Below are 21,582 nucleotides of genomic sequence, written 5' to 3'. Positions count from 1 at the left end.
ATCCGCTGAGCATTGACTTAGTGAGCTAATACGCCAACTCACCCGGCATGAGGATTAGCCTACCGATGCTCGCCGCATTTGCGTTGATGTCTTGTTCAACCGGTCCGATGGAGCTCTCTCCATCAACAACCAGTGCACCCCACTGGGGCGAGAAGCCCAGAACGCGATTGGTGGAAGCGAACTCTGTCTATTCGCAGCAATTGCCCGATGCACGCGTGCACCTGCCAGAAGGTGCGCGATATCTCGGTTCGACCAGGTTCGATCTGAAAGACGTGGTCGATGCTGAAATACACCTGTTTGTCGAGGCGAATGAGGAGCAAGTGGTCGAGCGAGCGTACTGGATCCAGTTCGAATCTTATCTTCCCGAATATCCCAATGCCGCTTACGACTTCATGGATGATGGCATGCCATTGGCGAGCCTGGGCGATATGGGGCTGTTTTACCGGGCCCGGTTCGGGAGAGCAGAAGATGTACCGCCGGAAGGGTCCGAGGCGCAGCGCGTTCAGCAAATGATTGCCGATGCAGGTTACGAACTACCGGCTGAAACGTTCAGTGCGCAGTTCCACCAGGTCGTGAGCGCAGACAACCGCTCCGAAATACTGGTGATCGTCATTGGCGACCTAGCGCAGCTCGATTTGTCGTTTGCACAAATTGTTGCGGGCGGCCGTCAAGGGGAACCGATGAAGCGGCTTTCTGAGAAAGCGCTTCCCGTCGCTCAAAAGACGGTCCGGATCCAATCACCGGTCCGTTCCGCTCGCTAACAATCCAAGCACATTCGCACCCTGACTAGGGTGCGCGCTTACCTGGTCAGCTTTTTATAAGCCAACCGGGTTGGGCGATCTGCTGCGTCGCCCATGCGGCGGCGCTTGTCTTCTTCATATGCTTCGAAGTTGCCTTCGAACCATTCGACATGGCTGTCGCCTTCAAATGCAAGAATGTGCGTGGCCAGCCGATCGAGGAAGAAGCGGTCATGCGAGATGACCACGGCGCAACCTGCGAAGTTTTCAATCGCATCTTCCAGCGCACGCAGCGTTTCCACGTCGAGATCGTTGGTCGGCTCGTCCAGCAGCAGCACATTGCCGCCTTCTTTCAGCATCTTGGCCATGTGAACACGGTTGCGTTCACCGCCGGAAAGTTTCCCGACGACCTTCTGCTGATCCGCACCCTTGAAGTTGAATGCGCCGACATAGGCACGCGTGCTCATGTCGTGGCCGTTGACCTTCATATAGTCGAGTTCATCCGACACTTCCTGCCAGACGTTCTTCTTCGGATCGAGGTGATCACGGCTCTGGTCAACATACCCCAGATGGACCGTCTCGCCGATTTCGATCGTGCCGCTATCGGGCTGTTCCTGACCGGTGATGATCTTGAACAGGGTGGACTTGCCGGCACCGTTGGGGCCGATCACGCCGACAATGCCGCCCGGGGGCAGCATGAAGGACAGGTTTTCGAACAGCAGCTTGTCGCCGTAAGCCTTTGAAATGTTCTTGGCTTCGATAACCTTGCTGCCAAGGCGTTCCGGCACCTGAATAACAATCTGCGCCTTGCCCGGCTTGCGGTCCTGCTGCGCGTCCTGAAGCTCTTCGAACTTGCGGATACGAGCCTTGGATTTGGTCTGGCGGCCCTTGGTGCCCTGACGGATCCAGTCGAGTTCCTCGTTAAGCGCTTTCTGGCGGCCCTGGTCTTCGCGGTCTTCCTGCGCGAGACGCTTGGCTTTCTTCTCCAGATAGGTCGAGTAATTGCCTTCGTATGGATAATACGAGCCGCGATCGAGCTCCAGAATCCATTCCACCACGTTGTCGAGGAAGTAACGATCGTGGGTGATCATCAGAACAGCGCCGGCATATTCCTTGAGGTGGTTCTCTAGCCACTCGACCGATTCCGCGTCGAGGTGGTTGGTTGGTTCGTCGAGCAGCAGGATCGACGGTTTCTGGATCAGCAGACGGGTGAGGGCGACGCGGCGTTTTTCACCGCCTGAAAGGTTCGAGACCGAAGCATCGGATGGCGGGCAGCGCAGTGCCTCCATTGCGATCTCGAGCTGGTTGTCGAGCGTCCAGCCGTCAACCGCGTCGATCTTTTCCTGCAACACGCCCATTTCTTCCATCAGTGCGTCGAAATCGGTGTCGTCCTGCGGATCGCCCATTTCGGCCGAAATCGCGTTGAAACGGTCGACCATGTCAGCAACTTCGCGGGCACCGTCCTTGACGTTTTCAAGAACCGTCTTGCTTTCGTCCAGCTCCGGTTCCTGCGCCAAATAGCCGACGGTGATGTTCTCACCCGGCCAGGCTTCACCGGAGAAATCGGTGTCGATACCAGCCATGATCTTGATCAGGGTGGATTTGCCTGCGCCGTTTGGCCCGACAATGCCGATTTTTGCGCCCTGATAGAATTGCAGGTTGATGTTCGCCAGCACCGGCTTTTTCGCACCGGGGAAAGTCTTGGTCATGTTCTTCATGACATATGCGTATTGCGCGGCCATTGGGTCGGTCCTTCGGGTAATCGTAAACTGAGCTTGGATTTAGTCGGCAGATAGGGTGCGAATGCCCCCGGGGCAAGCCGTGAGCGCGTCGGGCCGTAGCAAAACTGCAACGAAGTTTTCCGAAATTGGTCCTGCTTGGACCGGCTGATTGACCGGCGCAGGACCTCCTGCGAATTGCGCCCCGGTTTCACTCGACATTCATTCTGGCGATTCTGGTGAACGGCGCAGCATCCCGCGACGATCACTTCGTTTCAGTGGAGACAATTCCATGACACTCAGCGCAAAATATCTTTCCTCGGCAGCGGTTTCTGCGCTTGCCGGCACTCTTGTATTTGCAGCGCCTGCTGCGGCGCAGGACACCGAAAGCACCGGTGCATCAGAAGGTGGCCTCACGGAAATCATCGTGACGGCACAGCGCCGCGAAGAAAACCTGCAGGATGTTCCGGTTTCGGTTACCGCGATCAGCGACGACCAGCTCGAAGCGCTCAGTAGTTCGGGGCAGGATATTCGTGCGCTTTCGGGCCGCGTCCCCAGCCTGTTGGTCGAAAGCTCGTTCGGCCGTACTTTCCCGCGTTTCTACATTCGAGGCCTCGGCAACACCGACTTCGATTTCAACGCCGCGCAGCCGGTCAGCCTGGTGTATGACGACGTTGTCCTGGAAAACCCGATCCTCAAGGGCTTCCCCATTTTCGACATGCAGCAGGTCGAGGTCCTTCGCGGCCCGCAAGGCACGCTGTTTGGCCGCAACACCCCGGCCGGGATCGTAAAGTTCGATTCCGTAAAGCCGGGTGATGAAGCAGGTGGCTATGCGCGTGTGTCATTCGGACGGTTCAACAACATCAACGCCGAAGGCGCAGTTGGCGGCCCGCTGGGCGATAATGTCAGCGTGCGCCTGTCGGCTCTCTACCAGCGCCAGGACGACTACGTAGACAATGTCCTGCCGAGCGGCACGACCAAGGACGCATTCGGCGGTTATAATGACATGGCGTTCCGCTTGCAGGCTGCCGTGCGTCCCTCCGACGATTTCGAAATCCTCCTGACCGGCCAGCTGCGTGATCTCGACGGTACAGCACGCCTGTTCCGTGCGAATAACTTCACCCGCGGACAGGAAGGTCTGAACGCCAATTTTGACCGCGACAGTGTTTCTGTTGACGGACAAAATGAACAGTCGGTCAAAACCCAGAACGCGTCTGCTCGCATGACCTGGGATGTCGGTCCGGTATCGCTTATTTCGGTCACCAGCTATTGGCATGGCACATCGACTTCGGTCGGTGATGTCGATGGCGGTTTTGGCGCGAACTTCCTTCCCCCGGCGCTGTATGGTCCGGGCGATATTCCGTTCACTGCAGAAACCCGCGACTCTGTGCCTGAACTTGAACAGTTCACCCAGGAACTGCGGATTGCCAGCAACGGCAACGGCCCGGTCAGCTATCAGGCAGGCATCTTCTACTTTGACGAATCGCTCAGCATTCTGAGCGAGAACTATTCTACCCTCGGTGATCCGCTTAACGCGCCGGGCGGGGTGAATATCGTCGTTTCGCAGGACCAGCAGAGCAAGGCTCTGGGCGTATTCGGTTCCGTAACCGTCGATCTGTCCGATCAGCTCAGCGTCACCGGCGGCATCCGCTATAATGACGATGAGCGTGATTTCACCGTGGTTCGCAGCCAGGACAGCCAGTTCCCGACCTTCCTGCAGAACCCGCTCGGCACGGTCACTCGTTCGGTCAGCGACGATACGATCACATGGGATGCCAGCGTTGCCTACGAAGCGAGCGACGATATCAACCTGTATGCCCGCGTGGCACGCGGTTACCGCGCGCCCAGCATCCAGGGGCGTATCCTGTTCCCGCCAGCAACTGCCACTCCGCTGGAAGACGGCGTCTCGGTTGCCGGTTCGGAAACGATCACGTCCTACGAAGCCGGCATCAAGTCGACGCTTCTGGATGGCCGCGCGCGGATTAATTTGTCCGGTTTTCTCTATGATCTGAACGATGCGCAGCTGACCGCAGTGGGCGGCAATGTGAACGCGAACCGCCTGATCAACGCCGATAACGTGCGCGGGTACGGCTTCGAACTTGATGCCGAACTGGTGCCGGTAGACAATCTCTACCTGACGGCCGGCCTCAGCTACAACCACACCGAAATTCAGGATACCGGCCTGACCACCGCGGCGTGCGGCGGGACCCGTGTCGATACCTTCCCTGATGTATCGCTGTGCACGATCCTCGACCCGATCGTCACCCCAGCTGCACCGTTTTCGGCCGCGATCGTGAATATCGATGGCAACCGTCTGCCGCAGTCGCCGCGCTGGATCGCCAACTGGACCGCCAAATACGCTATCCCTGCCGGTGAGGGAGAATTCTATGTCTTCACCGACTGGTCTTATCGTTCGCGGATCAATTTCTTCCTCTATGAATCGGTGGAATTCCAGGATGCCAGCCAGCTCGAGGGCGGGGTGCGTGTCGGATACGATACGGATACGTTCGAACTCGCGGCCTTCGTGCGCAACATCACCAACGACACGTCGCCCGTCAGCGGTATCGATTTCAACAACCTGACTGCCATGGTCAACGAGCCCCGTGTCTGGGGTGTGTCGGCCGGGATCAAATTCTGATCTTCTGGACTTGTGCGGCGGGTGTGATTAGCACTCGCCGCCATGAAGAAATACGCACTCGCGCTCGCTGCGCTTTCGCTCCCGGTTGCAATTAGCGCTCAAGAGGCTGGTTCTGTCAGCCTGCCTGACATGGCGGACGGCGCGCTAACCCAAGATACAATCGCCTGGAACTTCGTCGAGGGGCTGACGACCGAAGTCGGGCCCCGGCAGGCCGGGACAGAGGCCGAGCAGCGCGGACGCGACTGGGCGGTCAACTGGCTGACCTCTCAAGGTTTCCAGAACGTGGCGGACGAACCGTTCATGATGGATACGTGGGTGCCGGGTGAGCTTGCCAGCGCCGCGATCACTTCACCATTCCCGCAGCCTTTCCAGGTCACACCGCTGGGCGGCAGCGCATCGACCGGTGCCGACGGTATCGAGGCCGAGGTCGTGATGTTCGCAACCACTGCCGACCTGATGGCTGCGCCTGCCGGCAGTCTGGACGGCAAGATCGCCTATATCAGCCATTCGATGACCCCGACGCAGGATGGCTCGCAATACGGTTTCGCCGGTCCGGCCCGCTGGGTCGGTGCCAGCATCGCGAAGAGCAAAGGCGCGGTCGGCACGGTCATCAAGTCGATCGGCACTGACAAGCACCGCAACCCGCACACCGGCGGCACACGCGTGGTCGACGGGATGATACCCGCAGGCGCGCTGTCGATCCCGGATGCTCTGAATCTTGAGCGCATGTTTGAGCGCGCCGACGGACGGCCGATTACCATGAAGCTGGTGCTGACACCTGAGAAACTGGGCATGACCCGCAGCGGCAATGTTGTCGGCGAGATCGTTGGCCGTGATCCATCGCTACCGCCAGTCCTGCTGGCCTGTCATCTGGACAGCTGGTGGAACGGGACGGGCGCATTCGATGATGGTGCCGGCTGCGGCATCGCTGCTGCGGCGGCGCTCCATGTTTCGCACACCGGCCAGCCGCTGCGCACCATCCGTGTCCTGATGGCCGGTGCGGAGGAAGTCGGTTTGCATGGCAGTGTCGCTTATTCAAAAGCGCATATCGATGAGCCGATCGGAGTCGCATTTGAAAGCGATTTCGGGGCGGACCGCATCTGGCGCTTCGAAAGCAATTTCCGCGAGACAAATCCTGAGCTCCACGCAAAGCTCGCATCCTCTGTTGCGCGCTTTGGTGTCGCCAATTCGACTATCGAGGCCAGCGGCGGTGCGGATATCAACATCGCGCGCGATCAAGGCACCGCGATCATCGATCTGCAGCAGGATGGCACCCGCTATTTCGATCTGCACCACACGCCCGACGATACGCTGGACAAAATTGATCCGGCACAGCTTCGTCAGAATGTCGCGGTATGGACGCAGGTCGCCGGAATTCTCGCCAATTATGAAGGCTCGATCAAAGGCGAATAATCAGGCTGGGCTCGGCTGACGCGTCAGCCGCATCAAATCCATTCTGACCAGTTCGGCTGGCAGTGTCAGGCCGGGTGGCAACCGCCACCTGGGGCTGCGCGTGGGTGCTATTCTTTCGAAGAAAAGATAGACGGTCACCGCAGTCATCGCCGCGAGGTGCAGGTCTTCGGCTGCCATCGGAACCAGCATCCAGGGCCAGCAACTGGCGATACACGCCGCCGCGTGACGGAGGCCGTAAGATACGCAATCACGTGCCATTGCTGCGCCGCATGCGCTGATACGCCGTATCTTATGGCACCGGTTGCGTGCCCGCTGGCTGATCGGGGAGGCGCTCCATAGAAAGGCAAAGGCCAGCACCGCCGCTAGCGCCGCCCCTTCACCGAATACGGACCGGGTAAGCACGGACAGGGGAATTACCACAGCACCCGCCGCCATCCAGGCGCCAAGATATGCACCGAGGAAAACCACCGCAGCGCGGAGCCGCCATGCTTTCACGGCAGATTGCCATACGTGCTGCAGCGGGGATGCAAGCAGCACCAGCATCATCGGCACCATCATGAAGAACCAACCCTCGGCAAAATTGCTGAGCGGGAACAGCTGCAGGTTCGAAATCCCGCTGCGAACACCCAGCATGATCGTGCTATCCCCGCACAGCGATGCAATCTTGACCGGTGCTGGCAGCCAATTGACCGCAAGGAACATGGCGGCCGAACTCAGGATCAGAAACCGGTACACATTCTGCCGAAACAGCCTGTTGAGGAAAGCGATCATGGTCCTGCCCCGGCCTTAGCGTGCCGGCTGACTGTAGATGCTGATCCTTTCGACCGTAACGGGTGCCGCCTTCGCTTCATCGGGTTGTTCGATAGTCACTTCGATCATGTCGAGAGTGGCGTCATGACTGGCGATCAGCTTGTTCGCCGGACCGGTGATGTCGATTGTATAGGTCAATCCGTTGCCCGCATGATCGCCGTCTTCCTGAGAAGCTTTCTGAAGGCCGAAAAGGGCCAGCGTGTCGGCAAGCTCACGGTGTCCGTCCGGCAGGCCGATATAGACATTCAGGACGCTACTGGCAGTCTCGCCGCGCACGTGTTCCAGATTTAGGAACAGGCGAGAAGGCTCGAATGATTTGGCCAGCATTTCCGGCCCCTGCGCCATCTCCACAGCGGTCGTTGCAGCATTGGCATGCGTGCTCAGGCTCTCCGTGCTCGAGCCGATAAGCGTTGACGCAGGCGGACCTTCGGTTCCTTTATCTGCACCCATTTCGATACCTTCCATCAGCACGGTCTTGGCGATCAACGGTCCGACCCCGATACCTGTGCCGCGAGTCAGATCGTCATAAGTCGGCGCATACGTCTTGCCGGGCAAGGTCTGTCCGGGAACGAACACGGTCGTCTGCCCGGAGCTTGTCGGCATTTCAAACTGTCTGGGCGATGGCCCGTCAGACCAGTTTGCGCCGGTTTCCTGCACATTGCCAGGGACAGTCAGCCACGCCGCCCAAAGGCGGTCGATATTGCAGTGATGTGTCCAGAAAATCGGATCAAGAGCGGCAAAGTTCGGATCGGCCATCCATCCCATCGGTGAAATGCCGCCAACCATCACGTGAACCGGGTTATGCGGATTGCCTTCACAGGCACCTGTTGGACCGCTGAAATGATTGAAAGCAGTTACCCCGCCACCGAAACCGAGAGAGCCGACTGCGGAGGTGTAATAATGTTGATTCATGCAGCTCAGATCGATGTCGCGCGGATACCAGGAACTGGGGCCCAAGCGCGTAAGTCCATTGCGCTCTGCGTCATGTAGCGGATTATCGCTCCCGTCGGGCATGGTTGCAGACATGAACGCATCGGGAATATCGCGCGCATTGGGATTGGTCGCGTCGAGGTAGTTCCAGTAAGGCAGGCCCCAGTCGGAAGGGCCGCCGAGCGCCTCCACAGTGGCTCCGATAATTTGCTCGAAAGACCAGCAATATCCGCGATGCCACGGCAGGAAATACCAGGTTCCATGCTGGCACTGGTTCCACATCCGGTCCTGCTCAGATTGAGGCGGCATGGGGCTTTGCGGGGTAATCACCCCGTCATTGATCCAGCCTTGCCGGTCAATTCCGTGGATTGCGCCAAGATAGGCCCAGCTATTTCGGTCATTGGGGTCGAGCGACCTCAGCTGCCTGACAGCTTTTGCGTACCAGATGAGGGTTTCTGGCCATGCTTCCCCGAAGCTGGCAATATCACGGCGAATTCGAACCACAGTCGCTCTCCCATAGGAATAACCAATTGCGCGACTCGAATTTTCTATTTCATCTATAATGCATTTTTAAATAGTGATTGCAAATTTAGTCGAAACACCAAGGAATTTTACATTCGATTATAAATCTTTGCGCGGAAGGTTTGGGGAACAACTTGCCGCGATTTCAGAATGATTGCAGCGCGCGTCAGGCCATTGACGTGCGGATCAGGCGCGGCAGCCACAACGCTTGCAGCACGGCTCTGGCGATCAGGAACGCGGTGAAGCTCAGCCACAGGCCCTGATTGCCCATCGGCCAGGTCAGCCACAGCATGGCCGCGTAGATCAGCGCCGCGCCCAGCATTGTGCCAAGAAGCGCGCGGGTCCAGCTCGCGCCGACAAACACTCCGTCGAATACGAAACCGGCGACCCCCGCGAACGGGATCAGCACCAGCCAAACCGCGCTTTCCTGCGCGGCTCTGGCGACGCCCGGCGTCGCGGCAAAGCTGGTCAGTATAGGACCCGCGAGGGCGTAGAATGCGGCCGCCACCACTGCTGCGACTGCAATCCCGCGAACCAGCAACGCACGAATATATTGAACGAAACCGTGCCGGTCGCGCGCGCCGTATCGTTCGCCATTGAGAACCTGCGCGGCATTCTCGAACCCGTCCAGCAGCAGCGCTGTGAAGACGAACAATTGATAGATGATACCGTTGGCCGCGAGCACCACCGCACCGCGTTCTGCGCTTAACCGGGTGAGGGCGGCTAGCGCGATCATCAGCACCAATGTGCGCAGGAACAGGTCACGGTTGACCGACAGAAACGGCTGCAGCGACTGCCAACGCAAGAATGACCCTTTGGCGAGGACTTTCAGCAAATGGCCCGTCACGTCGCCGCGAAAAACGAACAGCATTACGGCAGCGAGTTTGACGTACTCTGCGATGAAGCTGGACCAGCCGATCCCGGCGATCCCCATATCCATTTCCAGCACGAGCCACAGGCCGAGCCCGACATTCAGCGCATTATAGGCAACCTCGAAAACCAGCACTGCGGCCATCTGTCTGCGTCCGACGAGAAAGCCGATCAACGCGAGATTCAGCATGACGCCGGGCGCGCTCCAGTACCGGATGTCTGCATAGGTGCGGGCGGCGCCAAGCACGGCGTCTTCCGCGCCCAGCAGCGACAGAAATAGGGGCTGGATCACAGGTTTCGCGATCAGCAGCATGACGGCAATGGCAAAACCTACAGTAATCCCGCGCATCAACACGGAAACCTGCGCCTCGCGGCCTGCACGCGTACCTTCCTGCGCGACCAATCCAGTCGTGCCGGTCTTGAGGAAGTTCATCACGGTGAACAACACGGCAAACAGCCGCGCGCCGACATCAACAGCGCCCTGTGCTGCCGGATCGCCCAAACGGCCCACGATCCACATGTCGCCAATCCCGATCAGCGCGGTGGCGACGTTGGTCACCATCGCAGGCAGGGCAATCGCCCAAATCGCGCGCGTATCAAGTCTGGAAAGGGTGGAGGCGGTGATGATGGTTACTCCTCAAGCAGATCGCTCAGGAGTAAATTGAAAAGTGTGGTCGGGGAGACAAGATTCGAACTTGCGACCCCCTGTACCCAAAACAGGTGCGCTACCAGGCTGCGCCACTCCCCGACACTTACTTTTCATTTATCGCTTCATCACAAAGGCGATAACTCCGCTGGCTTCCGGTGGGCCCGGCAGGACTCGAACCCGCGACCTAGCCGTTATGAGCGGCCAGCTCTAACCAACTGAGCTACAGGCCCCCAGGATGCCTAAAGCGAATGCTGTCCGTCAATCGCCGGATAGCAGAGCGCGCCTAGCGGGGGGAAGCGCGAGTAGCAAGCATCGTTTTTGCGATTTCACAAATTAGCTTGCTTGGTAGGCTTAAACTTCCGCTGATTGCATGATTTCAGCCACCGTTGTCGACTTCACCCCGCGCTGATCGAGGTACGCGTAAATTCGCCTCCACCATTCGTAAAGCTCGTCCAGATCATCCTCGGTCCGCACGTATGGTGTATGGCCAGGCACCAGTGAAGGGCTGTGGAACGATAGCACCAGAACAGGCAATTGATCGTCGATCGCGATGTCGATCCCGCGCAGTGCCTCGTCAGCGGAGACACCCTCTGGGGTCAGCGCGATTCGTTCCAGCATTCCCAGACGCGACGCGATGCCGTTCACTTTCCCCAATCGCGAAAGTGCCGGGTAGAGTGCGCGGCCCTGCTTGCGAAGCATTCCCCAGAACACGGTCGTCAGCGGCAATTCGAGCAGCTGGTGTTCGCTATCGACCCAATAGGGTTCCAGCGGATGGTCGCGGTAATTGGGGCCGCCGCCCGCGCTGTAATCGAAATTGGCGCGCACCGAGCTGTCGATCGCGACACCGGCCTTTTTCAGGATTTTCGCGCTCGACGGGCCAAGTCCGTAACGGCCAGCGCGGTAGATCTGGGGTGCGCAGCCGAAATTCTTCTGGATCTCGTCGCGCAGCTTGAAGAACTTCCGCTCTTCCAGGTCCGGCGGCAGATTTCCGGCGAACGAATTGAATGTGTTCACCTCTTCTTCGAAGGGCGGATTGACCCACGGGTGGAGCTGGATGCCGATTTCGGCCTTGCCTGCTTGCAAAGGTGCGCGAAGGATGTCCATCGCCACTTCGGATGTCGCCACGGGCCAGTCGACCAGATAGACGGGGCAGACGCCGATGCCTTCGCAAAACTGCTGGAATTTGGCGAGGCGGGGTACATGGTCGAGGCCGTGTCCGCTGGGGCTGAACGGGCCCTCCCAGTCGAATTCTTCCTCAGTATCGACAGTAAGCAGCGAACGCTGGCCGAAACCGGCTTTGAAGCGCGTGGCTGATCCCTTGACGGGCGGTTCGATTATCGACCGGTCCACGTGCCGGTACTCCCTGCCAAAATGGGCGCGATCAGTTTGCCGCGCCGTCTGCTGTCTGGCTAGATTCGCTCCCGGCTGCGGTCAAGAGCGGCAGGGTGAGCACGATCGAATCGTCCACACGCATCAAGTCGCCGCCTGCCGATCGGGCCTCTGCCCGGGCGAGCCGCAAGGAAAAGCCCGCGCCGAACATTCCCGCGCTAACCGCAGCCTTGCCGGGTTTTGCGGTTGCCGCGAAAATATCATCGGTGGCGGCGAGAGATGCGGGCAGGTCGATGTGCAGGCCCAGCATCCTGTCTTGCGGCGCAAACCCGACCGGGATGCTTTCTCCTGCGCCGATGGCACCTGCAAGCGTTGCGAGCAGCCGCCACGCGAGCGTTTCGGCTTCCTTCTGGTCCAGCGGTACATAGCCGGCACTCGGCCCGGCACCTGTCCATGCGAATTCGAACGCAGCGGTACGCGGGGCGAGCACGCGGCCCAATTGTTCGATCTGGGCGGCCACGATGGCGGCGAAATCCGCTTCGCCCATTTCAAGGTCCAGCGCACCGGTTTCCAGTTTCGCCAGCCGGTCCAATTCATCGAAGCCTGCGAGCATCCTTGCGCTGTCGCCTGCAATATTTGCAGCAAGCGCGCGGTATTCATGCGGTGTCGGGCCAAACAGCTGCTGCTGGATCACCTCGGAAAAGCCCTGAATCGCGTTGACCGGTGTCTTCAGTTCGTGAAGCAGCTGGCGCAGGCGATCGGCCTCGCTCGAGGCGGGCGGATCGGTGATGTTCGAAATATCGTCAGGCGCACGGCGGAACATGCCGGCATAGCCGAAAAACCGGCCTTCCGGCTGCGTGAATTGGGGGGCCGCATCGACAACCCATTTGCCAGATATTTTCGGCGCACCGGCCAGTTCGAGTACCTCGTCACGGATTGGCTGGCGAAACTTGATCGCAGGACCAAGCTTGTCGCGGTCCAGGACCGTCCCGATCACCATCGGAGCGATCGGCTGGTCTGCCCAATCGATCCGTCCGCGGGCATCGGCGGTAAAGGCGAAGGCGCTGACCTGCTGATCTGTGTCGGCGATTTGTTCGCCCAGCGGCAAGCGGGGCGCGTCGGTCTTGTCAGGGGCCGATACGCGCGCCTTGCGGAACGCCTCAATCCGTTTGACCAACGCACCGATTTCGGTGTCTTCTTCAAGCACCTCTTCTTCGCTGAGTTCCAGCGGGATATCGTTGGCCGGCAAAGGGGTGCTGCGAATAGGGGTTACATTGCTTCCCCCTCGGGCAAGACCATCTGGACTGTCCGGCTGCTGCACCTGCTTTTCGGCTGATGCCGGATTGGGAAGTCCGCGATCCTGGATACCCAGCCGTTCGAGCAGGTCGGTCGTCTGCGGCGGAAGGTCGCGGCGCAGGCGCAGAAAGCCGCGTGCACGCACCGGCAGACGCGGGATGAGTGCCTCCCAATCGTCAGAGCTGATTTCAGCGCGAGACAGGGCAGCAGCGGCGACCGCAGGTTCGTCTTCCGCCAGATGTACCGCCAGCTCCGGGTTCCGAATCCGCAGGCCCGCGTCTGCAACCATTGCCGCGCGATCTGCCGCAGGGATAATTTCCCCCAATGCGCCTAGCCTGAGCCACGCGGATGCAAGCAATTTGCGGTCCTTGATGTTCCGGCGACTGCCAAGCAGGTCGAGCAACTGGCGGAACTGTGTCCGCGCCGCACGATCACCCGATGCGCGGTGGCGCAGTACGGTGGCAAGGCGGTCATCAAACTGCATTACGGTTTCGCGAATCTCCAACGGGGCTCATAATCCCCTTCAATTTCGGACTAGCGAGCCCTACCAGTTTCGCACCCCCTTGGAACGCCGCCCCTGTGGATCGTTGCAAAGCGGGACAATTGCTGGCAAGAACAATAATATTAGCAATGCGTATTCATATACGTATCTTTCATTGCACGGCAGCGCAGTTAATGGCGCTCAGGGACTGACAGGGGCGTAAGAGGTGGCCAATCTCGACGATATTGACCGGCGTTTGCTCGCAGAATTGCAGAGCGAAGGGCGCGTAACCAACGTAGAACTTGCACAGCGCGTCGGATTAACCGCACCGCCATGCCTGAGGCGCGTGCGCGCGCTTGAGGAAGAAGGGGTAATCCGCGGCTACCATGCGGAGCTCGACGCTTCGCAATTGGGATTCGCAATCACCGTCTTTGCAATGGTCAGCCTAAAGAGCCAGGCGGAAAGCGCGCTGCGCGAATTCGAAGATCATATGCATGCTCTGCCCGAAGTGCGCGAAGTGCATATGCTCAACGGTGAGATCGATTTTATCCTCAAGGTCGTGAGCAAGGATTTGCAGAGTTTTCAGGAATTTCTGACCAGCAAACTCACCCCTGCGCCCAATGTGGAAAGCGTAAAAACCTCGCTCACCATCCGCACGGCCAAGCATGAGCCGGGCGTACCGCTGGAATAACTACCTGACGGGACTGTTCCGATGATCAAGAATGCATTTCTCGCTATCCCGGCTCTGCTGCTGGCATCGTGCACAAGCACCGATACACAGGTGGAAAGCGCAAACGCAGCTTGGCCTGCGCCGGTAACCGCCCCATCCGGCGCCGATATGGAGCCGCTGGCCGGTTTTGAAATGTCGGAGGCGCTTTGTGCTGGCTGCCACGCCGTTGCGCCGGGCCAGATCTCTCCTAATCCGTCCGCGCCCAGCTTCATGATGGTGGCGAATATGCCGGGCCTCACCAATACCACGCTCAAGGCGTTCCTGCTCGATTCGCACAGTTTCCCGCAGGAAATGAATGTCGAAGTGTCGGACGAAGACGCCCAATTGCTGACCGACTACATCATCACCTTGCGCGAGGAAGGATATGCGGCACCCGGCCAGTAACCGGGTACCGCGATATCAATTTTCAAATCAGGGTTATGATCGCCGCGTCAGAGCGGATTGGACGGCGGGCGATTACTCGCTGCGTTCCTTGAGCCATTCCTCGAGCCACTTGATCGAATAATCGCCGCTCAGGATATCATCCTGCGTCAGCAGTTCGCGGTGAAGAGGGATGGAGGTGTTGACGCCTTCGATCACCATTTCTTCCAGCGCGCGCCGCAGACGCATGATGCATCCTTCGCGGTTGCGGCCATACACGATCAATTTGGCGATCATGGAATCGTAGTATGGCGGGATCGAATATCCCGCATACAGGCCGCTATCGACCCGAACGTGCATGCCGCCCGCGGCGTGATACGATGTGACCTTGCCTGGTGAAGGGGCGAAGGTGAACGGATCTTCCGCATTGATGCGGCATTCGATCGCGTGGCCTTTGAACTCGATCTCGTCCTGCTTGACCGACAGCGCCTTGCCATCGGCAATACGGATCTGTTCGCGCACCAGGTCGACGCCGGTGATCATTTCAGTCACGGGATGTTCGACCTGAAGCCGGGTGTTCATTTCGATGAAATAGAATTCACCGTTTTCCCACAGGAATTCGATTGTTCCGGCACCGCGATAGCCCATATCGGCCATGGCCTTGGCGCAAATTTCACCCATACGGTTACGTTCTTCGGTAGAAAGTACCGGCGAGGGTGCTTCCTCGAAAACCTTCTGGTGGCGGCGCTGCAGCGAACAGTCGCGTTCACCAAGATGGATCGCATTGCCATTGCCGTCGCCGAACACCTGGAATTCGATATGGCGAGGATCGCCGAGATACTTCTCGAGATAGACCGTGGCATCGCCAAACGCAGATTTGGCTTCATTGCCGGCCTGCTGCATCAGGGTGCCCAGAGTTTCGGGGCTTTCGCACACTTTCATGCCGCGGCCGCCGCCGCCCGATGCTGCCTTGATGATGACCGGGTAACCGATTTCTTCCGCGATCTTCGCGGCTTCTTCGACATTGTCGATCGCACCGTCAGACCCGGGGACCAGCGGAAGGCCTAGCGCCCCCGCGGTCTTCTTGGCCATGACCTTGTCGCCCATCGTGCGGATATGTTCAGGCTTCGGACCGATCCACGCGATGTCATGCGCTTCAACGATTTCGGCGAACTTCTCGTTCTCCGAAAGGAAGCCATAACCCGGATGGATTGCATCGCACTGTGCGACTTCTGCCGCAGAAATGATCGCGGCGGTGTTCAGATAGCTGTCGGTTGCCGGCGGCGGGCCGATGCAGACCGCGTGATCGGCCAGGCGAACATGCATCGCGTCGGCGTCGGCGGTCGAATGGACCGCAACCGTCTCAATGCCCATTTCGTGCGCAGCACGGTGGATACGCAGTGCAATTTCGCCGCGATTGGCGATGAGAATTCGGGAAATGCCCATGTCGCGCTTAGCCGATTACTGCAAGTGGCTGGTCGTATTCGACGGGCTGGGCGTTCTCGACCAGGATTTCCTTGATCGTGCCGGATTTGTCGGCGGTGATCGGGTTCATCACCTTCATCGCCTCGACGATCAGAATGGTGTCGCCTTCCTTCACGCTGTCACCCACGCTCACAAACGGGGCGGCGCCCGGTTCTGCGGCGAGATAGACGGTGCCGACCATTGGTGACTTCAGTGAATTCGCATTGTCGGCCGGTGCTGCCGGCGCGTCGCCAGCCGGGGCCGCCGCTGCCGGTGCAAGCGCAGCCGGTGCCGGGGCGTGCATCGGTGCAGGGGCCGCCATTGCAACGCCGCCGCCGCGCGATACGCGCACTTTGCGGTCGCCATCTTCGACTTCGATTTCAGTGAGGCCGGTTTCGCCCAGCATCTCAGCAAGTTCACGTACAAGCTTGGTATCAACGTTCATGCCGTGGTTCTTTCCGGCAGCGCCCTTGGTGGTGGCCATGTTTGCCTCATAGTTGTTTCAGGCTTGGGCCTATGCGCGGCATCGCGCGTCAGGGCAAGGGGGTGTGACCGATTTTGGCGGGGAATCAGGTGCCGTTTTGGAGCCTTGCCGCTACGTCGAGCGCCACGACATAGCTTCGCGCCCCGAGACCCTGAACCGTCTCGTGCGCAGCCATTCCGACATAGGAAATATGCCGGAAATCTTCCCGCGTTGACGGGTCGGACAAATGCACTTCGATAACCGGCGTGCGGATCGCGCGGACCGCATCCAGCAGCGAGATGGAGGTGTGGGTATAGGCCGCTGCATTCAGCAGAACGGCCATCGCACTTTCAGCCTGCGCCTCATGCAGCCAGTCGACCAGCATCCCCTCATGATTGGTCTGGCGCATGTCAATTTCCAGCCCGAGTTCGCGGCCGCGATCCTCCAGCATTCCGGCAATGTCATCCAGCGTATCAGAGCCATAGATCTCCGGCTCGCGGGTGCCGAGCAGGTTCAAATTTGGCCCGTTAAGGACATAGACGGTATTGGTGATCGGAATGCTCATTCGCCCGCCTTAGCGGCGGATGGAAAGCATCGGAAGGGGTTTGGGATGTAGTGCAGGGGCGCGGAGCTTGCCTGAAGGCAGCTTTCGACTAGTAAATCTGCCGTTCCGCTAGCGACCCGGCTTCGGACATTCTAGGCAGTTTCACAATATTAATGTTCCTGCTAAACCGGCCGGATGAAACCAAGCCTTCACCCTCAGGAAGAGGAGCGCCTCAGGGAGCTTCATCGATACGGCATTCTCGACACCGAACGGGAGAAGGATTTTGACGAGCTGGTCGAGATTGCCTCGGATATATGCGAGACACCTGTTTCGGTCGTGAACTTCATCGACGAGGGACGTCAGTGGTTCAAGGCCGAAGTCGGCCTCGGTGTGAGATCCACTCCCATAGAAACGAGCTTGTGTGGCCACGTCATACTTCAGGGCGACTTCGTCGAGATTCCCGATACGCTTCAAGATGAGCGGATGGCAGACAATCCCCTGTGCACATCAGAGCCGGGATTTCGTTTTTATGCGGGAGCGGTTCTCAAGGGAGCGAACGGCCTCCCTTTGGGGACGCTGTGTGTGCTCGATAACAAACCGCGAACTCTCACTGATCGCCAGCGTAAAGTTCTTAGGGTGTTATCGAAACACGTAATGCGCGAGCTCAATCTCCGGATTGCCCTCGAAGAAGAACGAGTGCTGCGAAGAGAAGTAGATCATCGCGTAAAGAACTCGTTGGCCTCCATCGGTGCAATGCTGTCCATGAAGGCCCGTAGAACATCTCATGAGGTGTTGAGGCTGGAACTCGATGACGCAAGCACGCGCATTCGATCTCTAGCGTCGCTCCATGCTGAATTGCACGAGTTGGAAGCTGGTGGCCATGTGGACCTGAAATCTTTGTTTGAGCGAGTGCAGACAGACCTGCGATACCTCATCCCGGAAGCTGCAACCTTGTCGATTGAAGTTGAAGCTATCGAGGCGACACCTCAGTTTGCGAATGCTCTGCTCCTGATTGTGAATGAATTTGTTTCTAATAGTGTGAAGCACGGCTCGATGGATGGGATAGGGGCTATCACCGTGCGTATAAAAGGCGATGCTCGTTCGTGGTCGATTGTATGCCGCGACAACGGAAAAGCGACTAAATTGGATGCAGAGCGGGCCATGTCGAAATCCGGATTGGGCACTAGGGTGATTCATGCGCTTGCGAACTCGCTAAATGCGAATGCCGAGTGGGCAGCTACAGGCGATGGGATGGAACTTAAAGTGACGCCACAGCATAGCTGAAGTGACCGCTTGCACCCAACCTGCACCATCCATCTGATAATTGCGCGGTACGAAAGGCTGACGCTTCGGCAAACATAGGTAAATCCCACCTGTCGTTTCTTCAAAAACCGGGCCGAAAGCAGGTCTAACTTGCTCCGATGACAAGATGAACTGTACTACCTGTCAGTCTCGTGCGCCTTGCCCAAGTTGTCTGCACCGTTGTGGAGAGCCTAATCCAAGCTAGCAGTGTGCTAAAAGCGGAATGTCAGCGAATGACCCAATTGTGGACGTTTCATGTTACTGTCTGAGACTTGCGCTTAACCGTATCTCCAGTCGAACAAATCAACTCTTTCGAGTGAAGCTGCAAATTCGTTGTGCTCATGTGCGATGACCTTGGCGGCCTTTTTCAAGTCTTTCCGCAAATGCGGCTTTAGGGCGCTGTATGCATCATCGAGTTCATATTGATGAAGTGCCGCAAACATTGCCGTCGCCGTTACACGAGCCGCCTCTGACAAATATCCTGCATTCCAAATCCGCCAGCCAAGCCCACCGATATCAACCGTGTGGTCAACACGCTTCGCTGAATTTGAGAGGAGCACACCAAAACCGAGATAAATTGCGGCACAATCGGTTGAATGTTCCATTAGATCCGGACCGCCGGGAGGATCGCCAGCATTCATGAGCAGATAGTGGCATAGTTCGTGAGCAAATGTGCCTGCGAGATTGTCGGGTTGCTTCAGCATGTCGGCCGAATAGCGAATGACCGCTTGTCCGTTCTCGACTGAAAAAGTTCCACAAGCGCCTGCACCTTCGATTAGCCCTAGGTCAGGCACATCCTCACGGGCCTCCACCTTCTCCAGCCTGCAGGGCCAGTTTTCCATTCCGGCGAGGCTGCGAACAGCTTCGAAAAGCTCGGGCGCGGTCTGAGCTTGGCGTAAGCTAGGATAATCGGGCATTATAAATTCTGGGCGAATGTGAGCATCTTCGAGGACGCTTCGGAGCCAAGCGAAGCACGCTATGAGCCACTCAAATTCATCGCGATCAATTGGTGGCTTGGGACGGAAGAGTTGCATTGCTTTATTTCTAGGCGTCGCATCTGAGAGGTCAAAACATTGTTTCTGATGCAACCTCCGCTTGCCACCCATAATCGGACATTAGCCATTTCTGCGCCGTTTCTCAAAAGCTGACATCGCAGGAGAGGTCGTTGCGCCCCCTTTACCTAAACAGGGCACAGCGCAATTCTGGACAGAGTATAAAAATTAGAGACATAATGTTTATCTGTCAGTCCCGCGCGCCTTGCCCCACTGCCGCGCCGCTGTGTATCCGAGATAGCCTGTGCCGAACAAAGCGTAGAGCGGTTCGGGCAGTCCGCCCAAATATGCGTTCATGCCCGCGGCGATGTCTTTCGCTGTGGCCGGGCTGAAGGCCGCGAGAATGCCCATGGGGAGGGCGGTCAGCAGCAGAATATACATGACATAAAGGAAGCTGGGCCGGGCGCGGCTGGTCCACGGGTCGTGCGAATTGGCCTCTGCCACGATGGCGGCGAGGCGCGCCTCGATCGCTTTCAGCTCATGGCTTCCCTCCAGCCTGAGCAATTCCAGCTTTGCTTTCGCCCGGGCTTCCTTGTCAGGAATGATCTTGTCGATGATCGAGGAGATAGGCCCGATGAGTGTTTCCAGAAGCGGCATTGGCGAAATCCTTGCTGAGTGATTCGCACGATTCCTAACCAAATAGGTTCCTGTAGGAAAATTAATGTGACGAGTTTGGTTCTTGGGCCTTAGTCCTCTGCGCTGGCGAGCAATGCATGGGCAAGCGCGAGATGCGGCCGGTCGAGCATGGCCCCGTCCACGCCAACCGTGCCTGCGCCCGGATTGGCGGCAAAGGCCGCGATGACCGCGCGTGCTTTATCCAGCTCTGCCTCGCTTGGCGTAAATGCCTGATTGATAACGGGCACCTGCGCCGGATGAATGGCCAGCATCCCCCGGTATCCCTGGCTGCGGACCATCAATGCGCGCTCGCGCAGTCCGTCGAGATCGCGGAAGTCGGCCTGTATTGTCTCGATCGGTGCTGCACCTGCGGCAACTGCGCCCAGCAGGCACAGGCTGCGGGCCAGTTCGAACACCGGCATATACTGCCCGTTAGGCTGAAACTGGACAGAAGCCCCGATTGCGGAGGACAAATCTTCCGCGCCCCAGCTCATCGCGACAAGCCGCGGCACGTTTTCGTAGTCGCCGGTGTGGAACATGGCGTGCGGGGTTTCAGTGACCAGTGCGGCCACGCGGGTAGATGCCGGCTCGATACCGTGAGTTTCCTCGTGCTGCGTCAGCAATTCATCGAGCCGCTCGGGATCGCAGCTCCCCTGCGATTTCGGCAGCAGAATGCCGCCCGGCGCGGATGGCATGATCGCGGCCAGATCATCCTCGGCAAATTCGCTGGTGATCGGGTTGATCCTGACCCAGATCCGGTGGCGGTCGCTGCGCGCCGCGATGAATGCGCTGACGAGCCTGCGCGCCTCCGGCTTGTTTTCCGGCATGACCGAATCTTCAAGGTCCAGCAGCACGATATCTGCCTCGCTATCGCTGGCCTTCTGCATCTTTCGCTCGCTGTCGCCCGGGGCAAACAGCCAGGATCGCATCTTCAGTTTGGGTGTATCGGTCATCGGCAAAACTCCATTGCGCGCTGGGTAGGGCGCACGCTGGCGGCACGCAAGATCGTTGGACCTGCGCGGCGGCATTTCGGCGATGAAGGAGATTTTCCACTGGTCGGGACGACTGGATTCGAACCAGCGACCCCTACACCCCCAGTATAGTGCGCTACCAGACTGCGCCACGTCCCGATCAGTGGAGGCGCGCCTATAAGGCCGCAGATACGGTAACGCAATATCTGATGCAGCAAGAACACACTTGATCGCATTGCGTTGCCCTGTCCTTGCATTGCTGCTAGTCGCGCCCACCTGTTGCCGAGGAGAGGCGGGGGTATGGTCAACCATCATATCGCACGCAGCCCGGTGTCTATAAATTTCTAAAGGTACAGGCTCAATCGATGCTCGAACTACTTACTGCAGCCGCCGGTGCAGATGCACCTCCCGCATGGCTCCAATTCATGCCACTCGTGGCAATGGGCCTGATCTTCTGGTTCCTGATTATCCGGCCGCAAATGCGCCGTCAGAAAGAACACCAGCAGAAAGTCGCCGCGATGAAGAAAGGCGACAAGGTCGTCACCGCAGGCGGACTGGTCGCCAAGGTCATCAAGGTCGACGACGATTATGCCGAGCTGGAACTTGCCCAGGGCGTTCGCGTAAAAGCGGTGAAAAGCACGATCGGGGATATCATCCCGCCCGCAGGTCAGGCCGCAAACGACTAAAC

19 protein-coding genes and 3 tRNA genes are annotated in these 21,582 nt (G+C 58.5%); 7 read left to right on the top strand and 15 right to left on the bottom strand.

Annotated features, from left to right (window positions below; genetic code table 11):
* Positions 1-47: 47 nt before the first annotated feature.
* Entirely contained in the window at positions 48-761 is a 714-nt protein-coding gene (locus PO778_RS06590) for a hypothetical protein (RefSeq protein WP_271438992.1), read from the top strand.
* Positions 762-799: 38 nt separating this feature from the next.
* On the opposite strand, the gene ettA is transcribed toward PO778_RS06590, so the two are convergent.
* Positions 800-2,479, bottom strand: coding sequence for an energy-dependent translational throttle protein EttA (gene ettA / locus PO778_RS06585; protein ID WP_160730145.1), 1,680 nt, complete (start codon positions 2,477-2,479; stop codon positions 800-802).
* A 268-nt stretch (positions 2,480-2,747) separates the two neighbouring features.
* Here ettA and PO778_RS06580 point away from each other — a divergent pair, with 268 nt between their 5' ends.
* Positions 2,748-5,093, top strand: a complete 2,346-nt coding sequence (locus PO778_RS06580) for a TonB-dependent receptor (protein ID WP_271438991.1) — start codon at positions 2,748-2,750, stop codon at positions 5,091-5,093.
* Between the two features lie 42 nt (positions 5,094-5,135).
* Entirely contained in the window at positions 5,136-6,506 is a 1,371-nt protein-coding gene (locus PO778_RS06575) for a M28 family peptidase (RefSeq protein WP_271438990.1), read from the top strand.
* Here the strand turns inward: PO778_RS06575 and PO778_RS06570 are convergent, their stop codons facing one another.
* The 7 genes from PO778_RS06570 to PO778_RS06540 all read right to left on the bottom strand — a co-directional run bounded on the left by PO778_RS06570 (position 6,507) and on the right by PO778_RS06540 (position 13,396).
* On the bottom strand, positions 6,507-7,277 hold the full coding sequence (locus tag PO778_RS06570) for a copper chaperone (RefSeq protein ID WP_271438989.1): 771 nt from the start codon (positions 7,275-7,277) through the stop codon (positions 6,507-6,509). It abuts the gene before it with no gap.
* A gap of 15 nt (positions 7,278-7,292) precedes the next feature.
* Positions 7,293-8,750: a tyrosinase family protein gene (locus PO778_RS06565; RefSeq protein ID WP_271438988.1), complete on the bottom strand. Its 1,458-nt coding sequence runs from the start codon at positions 8,748-8,750 to the stop codon at positions 7,293-7,295.
* A gap of 184 nt (positions 8,751-8,934) precedes the next feature.
* Positions 8,935-10,200 (bottom strand): MATE family efflux transporter, encoded by a 1,266-nt coding sequence (locus tag PO778_RS06560; protein WP_271438987.1) that lies wholly within the window; start codon positions 10,198-10,200, stop codon positions 8,935-8,937.
* A gap of 109 nt (positions 10,201-10,309) precedes the next feature.
* Positions 10,310-10,386, bottom strand: a tRNA-Pro gene (locus PO778_RS06555).
* A gap of 57 nt (positions 10,387-10,443) precedes the next feature.
* Positions 10,444-10,517 (bottom strand) — tRNA-Ile (locus PO778_RS06550).
* A 121-nt stretch (positions 10,518-10,638) separates the two neighbouring features.
* Positions 10,639-11,637, bottom strand: coding sequence for a polysaccharide deacetylase family protein (locus PO778_RS06545; protein WP_271438986.1), 999 nt, complete (start codon positions 11,635-11,637; stop codon positions 10,639-10,641).
* A 31-nt stretch (positions 11,638-11,668) separates the two neighbouring features.
* A complete protein-coding gene (locus tag PO778_RS06540) occupies positions 11,669-13,396 on the bottom strand; it encodes a histidine kinase dimerization/phospho-acceptor domain-containing protein (protein ID WP_271438985.1) in 1,728 nt (575 codons plus the stop codon).
* Positions 13,397-13,619: 223 nt separating this feature from the next.
* Between PO778_RS06540 and PO778_RS06535 the strand changes: the two genes are divergently transcribed.
* Complete coding sequence (locus PO778_RS06535; RefSeq protein WP_160730137.1) at positions 13,620-14,084, top strand: Lrp/AsnC family transcriptional regulator; 465 nt, start codon at positions 13,620-13,622, stop codon at positions 14,082-14,084.
* 21 nt (positions 14,085-14,105) lie between these two features.
* Entirely contained in the window at positions 14,106-14,507 is a 402-nt protein-coding gene (locus PO778_RS06530) for a hypothetical protein (RefSeq protein ID WP_271438984.1), read from the top strand.
* Between the two features lie 72 nt (positions 14,508-14,579).
* On the opposite strand, the gene accC is transcribed toward PO778_RS06530, so the two are convergent.
* The 3 genes from accC to PO778_RS06515 all read right to left on the bottom strand — a co-directional run bounded on the left by accC (position 14,580) and on the right by PO778_RS06515 (position 16,975).
* Complete coding sequence (gene accC / locus PO778_RS06525) at positions 14,580-15,929, bottom strand: acetyl-CoA carboxylase biotin carboxylase subunit (RefSeq protein ID WP_160730135.1); 1,350 nt, start codon at positions 15,927-15,929, stop codon at positions 14,580-14,582.
* Between the two features lie 7 nt (positions 15,930-15,936).
* A complete protein-coding gene (gene accB, locus PO778_RS06520) occupies positions 15,937-16,431 on the bottom strand; it encodes an acetyl-CoA carboxylase biotin carboxyl carrier protein (RefSeq protein WP_271438983.1) in 495 nt (164 codons plus the stop codon).
* A gap of 85 nt (positions 16,432-16,516) precedes the next feature.
* Positions 16,517-16,975, bottom strand: coding sequence for a type II 3-dehydroquinate dehydratase (locus tag PO778_RS06515; RefSeq protein WP_438944380.1), 459 nt, complete (start codon positions 16,973-16,975; stop codon positions 16,517-16,519).
* A gap of 174 nt (positions 16,976-17,149) precedes the next feature.
* Between PO778_RS06515 and PO778_RS06510 the strand changes: the two genes are divergently transcribed.
* Positions 17,150-18,238 carry a histidine kinase dimerization/phosphoacceptor domain -containing protein gene (locus PO778_RS06510; protein ID WP_271438982.1) on the top strand — a complete coding sequence of 363 codons (1,089 nt, stop codon included), beginning with the start codon at positions 17,150-17,152 and terminating at the stop codon, positions 18,236-18,238.
* Positions 18,239-18,534: 296 nt separating this feature from the next.
* Here PO778_RS06510 and PO778_RS06505 read toward each other — a convergent pair whose 3' ends face one another.
* The 4 genes from PO778_RS06505 to PO778_RS06490 form a co-directional block, all read right to left on the bottom strand.
* Positions 18,535-19,362 (bottom strand): hypothetical protein, encoded by an 828-nt coding sequence (locus tag PO778_RS06505; protein WP_271438981.1) that lies wholly within the window; start codon positions 19,360-19,362, stop codon positions 18,535-18,537.
* A gap of 129 nt (positions 19,363-19,491) precedes the next feature.
* The gene (locus PO778_RS06500) at positions 19,492-19,905 is read right to left on the bottom strand and encodes a holin family protein (protein WP_271438980.1); all 414 of its coding nucleotides are present in this window, start codon (positions 19,903-19,905) and stop codon (positions 19,492-19,494) included.
* 89 nt (positions 19,906-19,994) lie between these two features.
* Positions 19,995-20,876 carry an HpcH/HpaI aldolase/citrate lyase family protein gene (locus PO778_RS06495; protein WP_271438979.1) on the bottom strand — a complete coding sequence of 294 codons (882 nt, stop codon included), beginning with the start codon at positions 20,874-20,876 and terminating at the stop codon, positions 19,995-19,997.
* Between the two features lie 100 nt (positions 20,877-20,976).
* Positions 20,977-21,053, bottom strand: a tRNA-Pro gene (locus PO778_RS06490).
* Between the two features lie 206 nt (positions 21,054-21,259).
* Here PO778_RS06490 and yajC point away from each other — a divergent pair.
* A complete protein-coding gene (gene yajC / locus PO778_RS06485) occupies positions 21,260-21,580 on the top strand; it encodes a preprotein translocase subunit YajC (RefSeq protein WP_160730130.1) in 321 nt (106 codons plus the stop codon).
* The last annotated feature ends 2 nt before the right edge of the window (positions 21,581-21,582 follow it).

Origin of the sequence: Pontixanthobacter luteolus (assembly GCF_947494915.1) — a bacterium.
In the GTDB taxonomy this organism is placed as follows: Bacteria; Pseudomonadota; Alphaproteobacteria; order Sphingomonadales; family Sphingomonadaceae; genus Pontixanthobacter; species Pontixanthobacter luteolus.
The sequence above is the reverse complement of the archived record's forward strand: the minus strand, read 5'-3'. Positions and strand labels throughout refer to the sequence as shown.

What these genes read in the sequence shown, in the direction of transcription:
- PO778_RS06590 (WP_271438992.1), top strand. Translation starts at nt 48, where the DNA reads ATGAGGATTAGCCTACCGATGCTCGCCGCATTTGCGTTGATGTCTTGT.
- ettA (WP_160730145.1), bottom strand. Translation starts at nt 2,479, where the DNA reads ATGGCCGCGCAATACGCATATGTCATGAAGAACATGACCAAGACTTTC.
- PO778_RS06580 (WP_271438991.1), top strand. Translation starts at nt 2,748, where the DNA reads ATGACACTCAGCGCAAAATATCTTTCCTCGGCAGCGGTTTCTGCGCTT.
- PO778_RS06575 (WP_271438990.1), top strand. Translation starts at nt 5,136, where the DNA reads ATGAAGAAATACGCACTCGCGCTCGCTGCGCTTTCGCTCCCGGTTGCA.
- PO778_RS06570 (WP_271438989.1), bottom strand. Translation starts at nt 7,277, where the DNA reads ATGATCGCTTTCCTCAACAGGCTGTTTCGGCAGAATGTGTACCGGTTT.
- PO778_RS06560 (WP_271438987.1), bottom strand. Translation starts at nt 10,200, where the DNA reads ATGGTGACCAACGTCGCCACCGCGCTGATCGGGATTGGCGACATGTGG.
- PO778_RS06540 (WP_271438985.1), bottom strand. Translation starts at nt 13,396, where the DNA reads ATGCAGTTTGATGACCGCCTTGCCACCGTACTGCGCCACCGCGCATCG.
- PO778_RS06530 (WP_271438984.1), top strand. Translation starts at nt 14,106, where the DNA reads ATGATCAAGAATGCATTTCTCGCTATCCCGGCTCTGCTGCTGGCATCG.
- accC (WP_160730135.1), bottom strand. Translation starts at nt 15,929, where the DNA reads ATGGGCATTTCCCGAATTCTCATCGCCAATCGCGGCGAAATTGCACTG.
- accB (WP_271438983.1), bottom strand. Translation starts at nt 16,431, where the DNA reads ATGGCCACCACCAAGGGCGCTGCCGGAAAGAACCACGGCATGAACGTT.
- PO778_RS06515 (WP_438944380.1), bottom strand. Translation starts at nt 16,975, where the DNA reads ATGAGCATTCCGATCACCAATACCGTCTATGTCCTTAACGGGCCAAAT.
- PO778_RS06510 (WP_271438982.1), top strand. Translation starts at nt 17,150, where the DNA reads ATGAAACCAAGCCTTCACCCTCAGGAAGAGGAGCGCCTCAGGGAGCTT.
- PO778_RS06505 (WP_271438981.1), bottom strand. Translation starts at nt 19,362, where the DNA reads ATGGGTGGCAAGCGGAGGTTGCATCAGAAACAATGTTTTGACCTCTCA.
- PO778_RS06500 (WP_271438980.1), bottom strand. Translation starts at nt 19,905, where the DNA reads ATGCCGCTTCTGGAAACACTCATCGGGCCTATCTCCTCGATCATCGAC.
- PO778_RS06495 (WP_271438979.1), bottom strand. Translation starts at nt 20,876, where the DNA reads ATGACCGATACACCCAAACTGAAGATGCGATCCTGGCTGTTTGCCCCG.
- yajC (WP_160730130.1), top strand. Translation starts at nt 21,260, where the DNA reads ATGCTCGAACTACTTACTGCAGCCGCCGGTGCAGATGCACCTCCCGCA.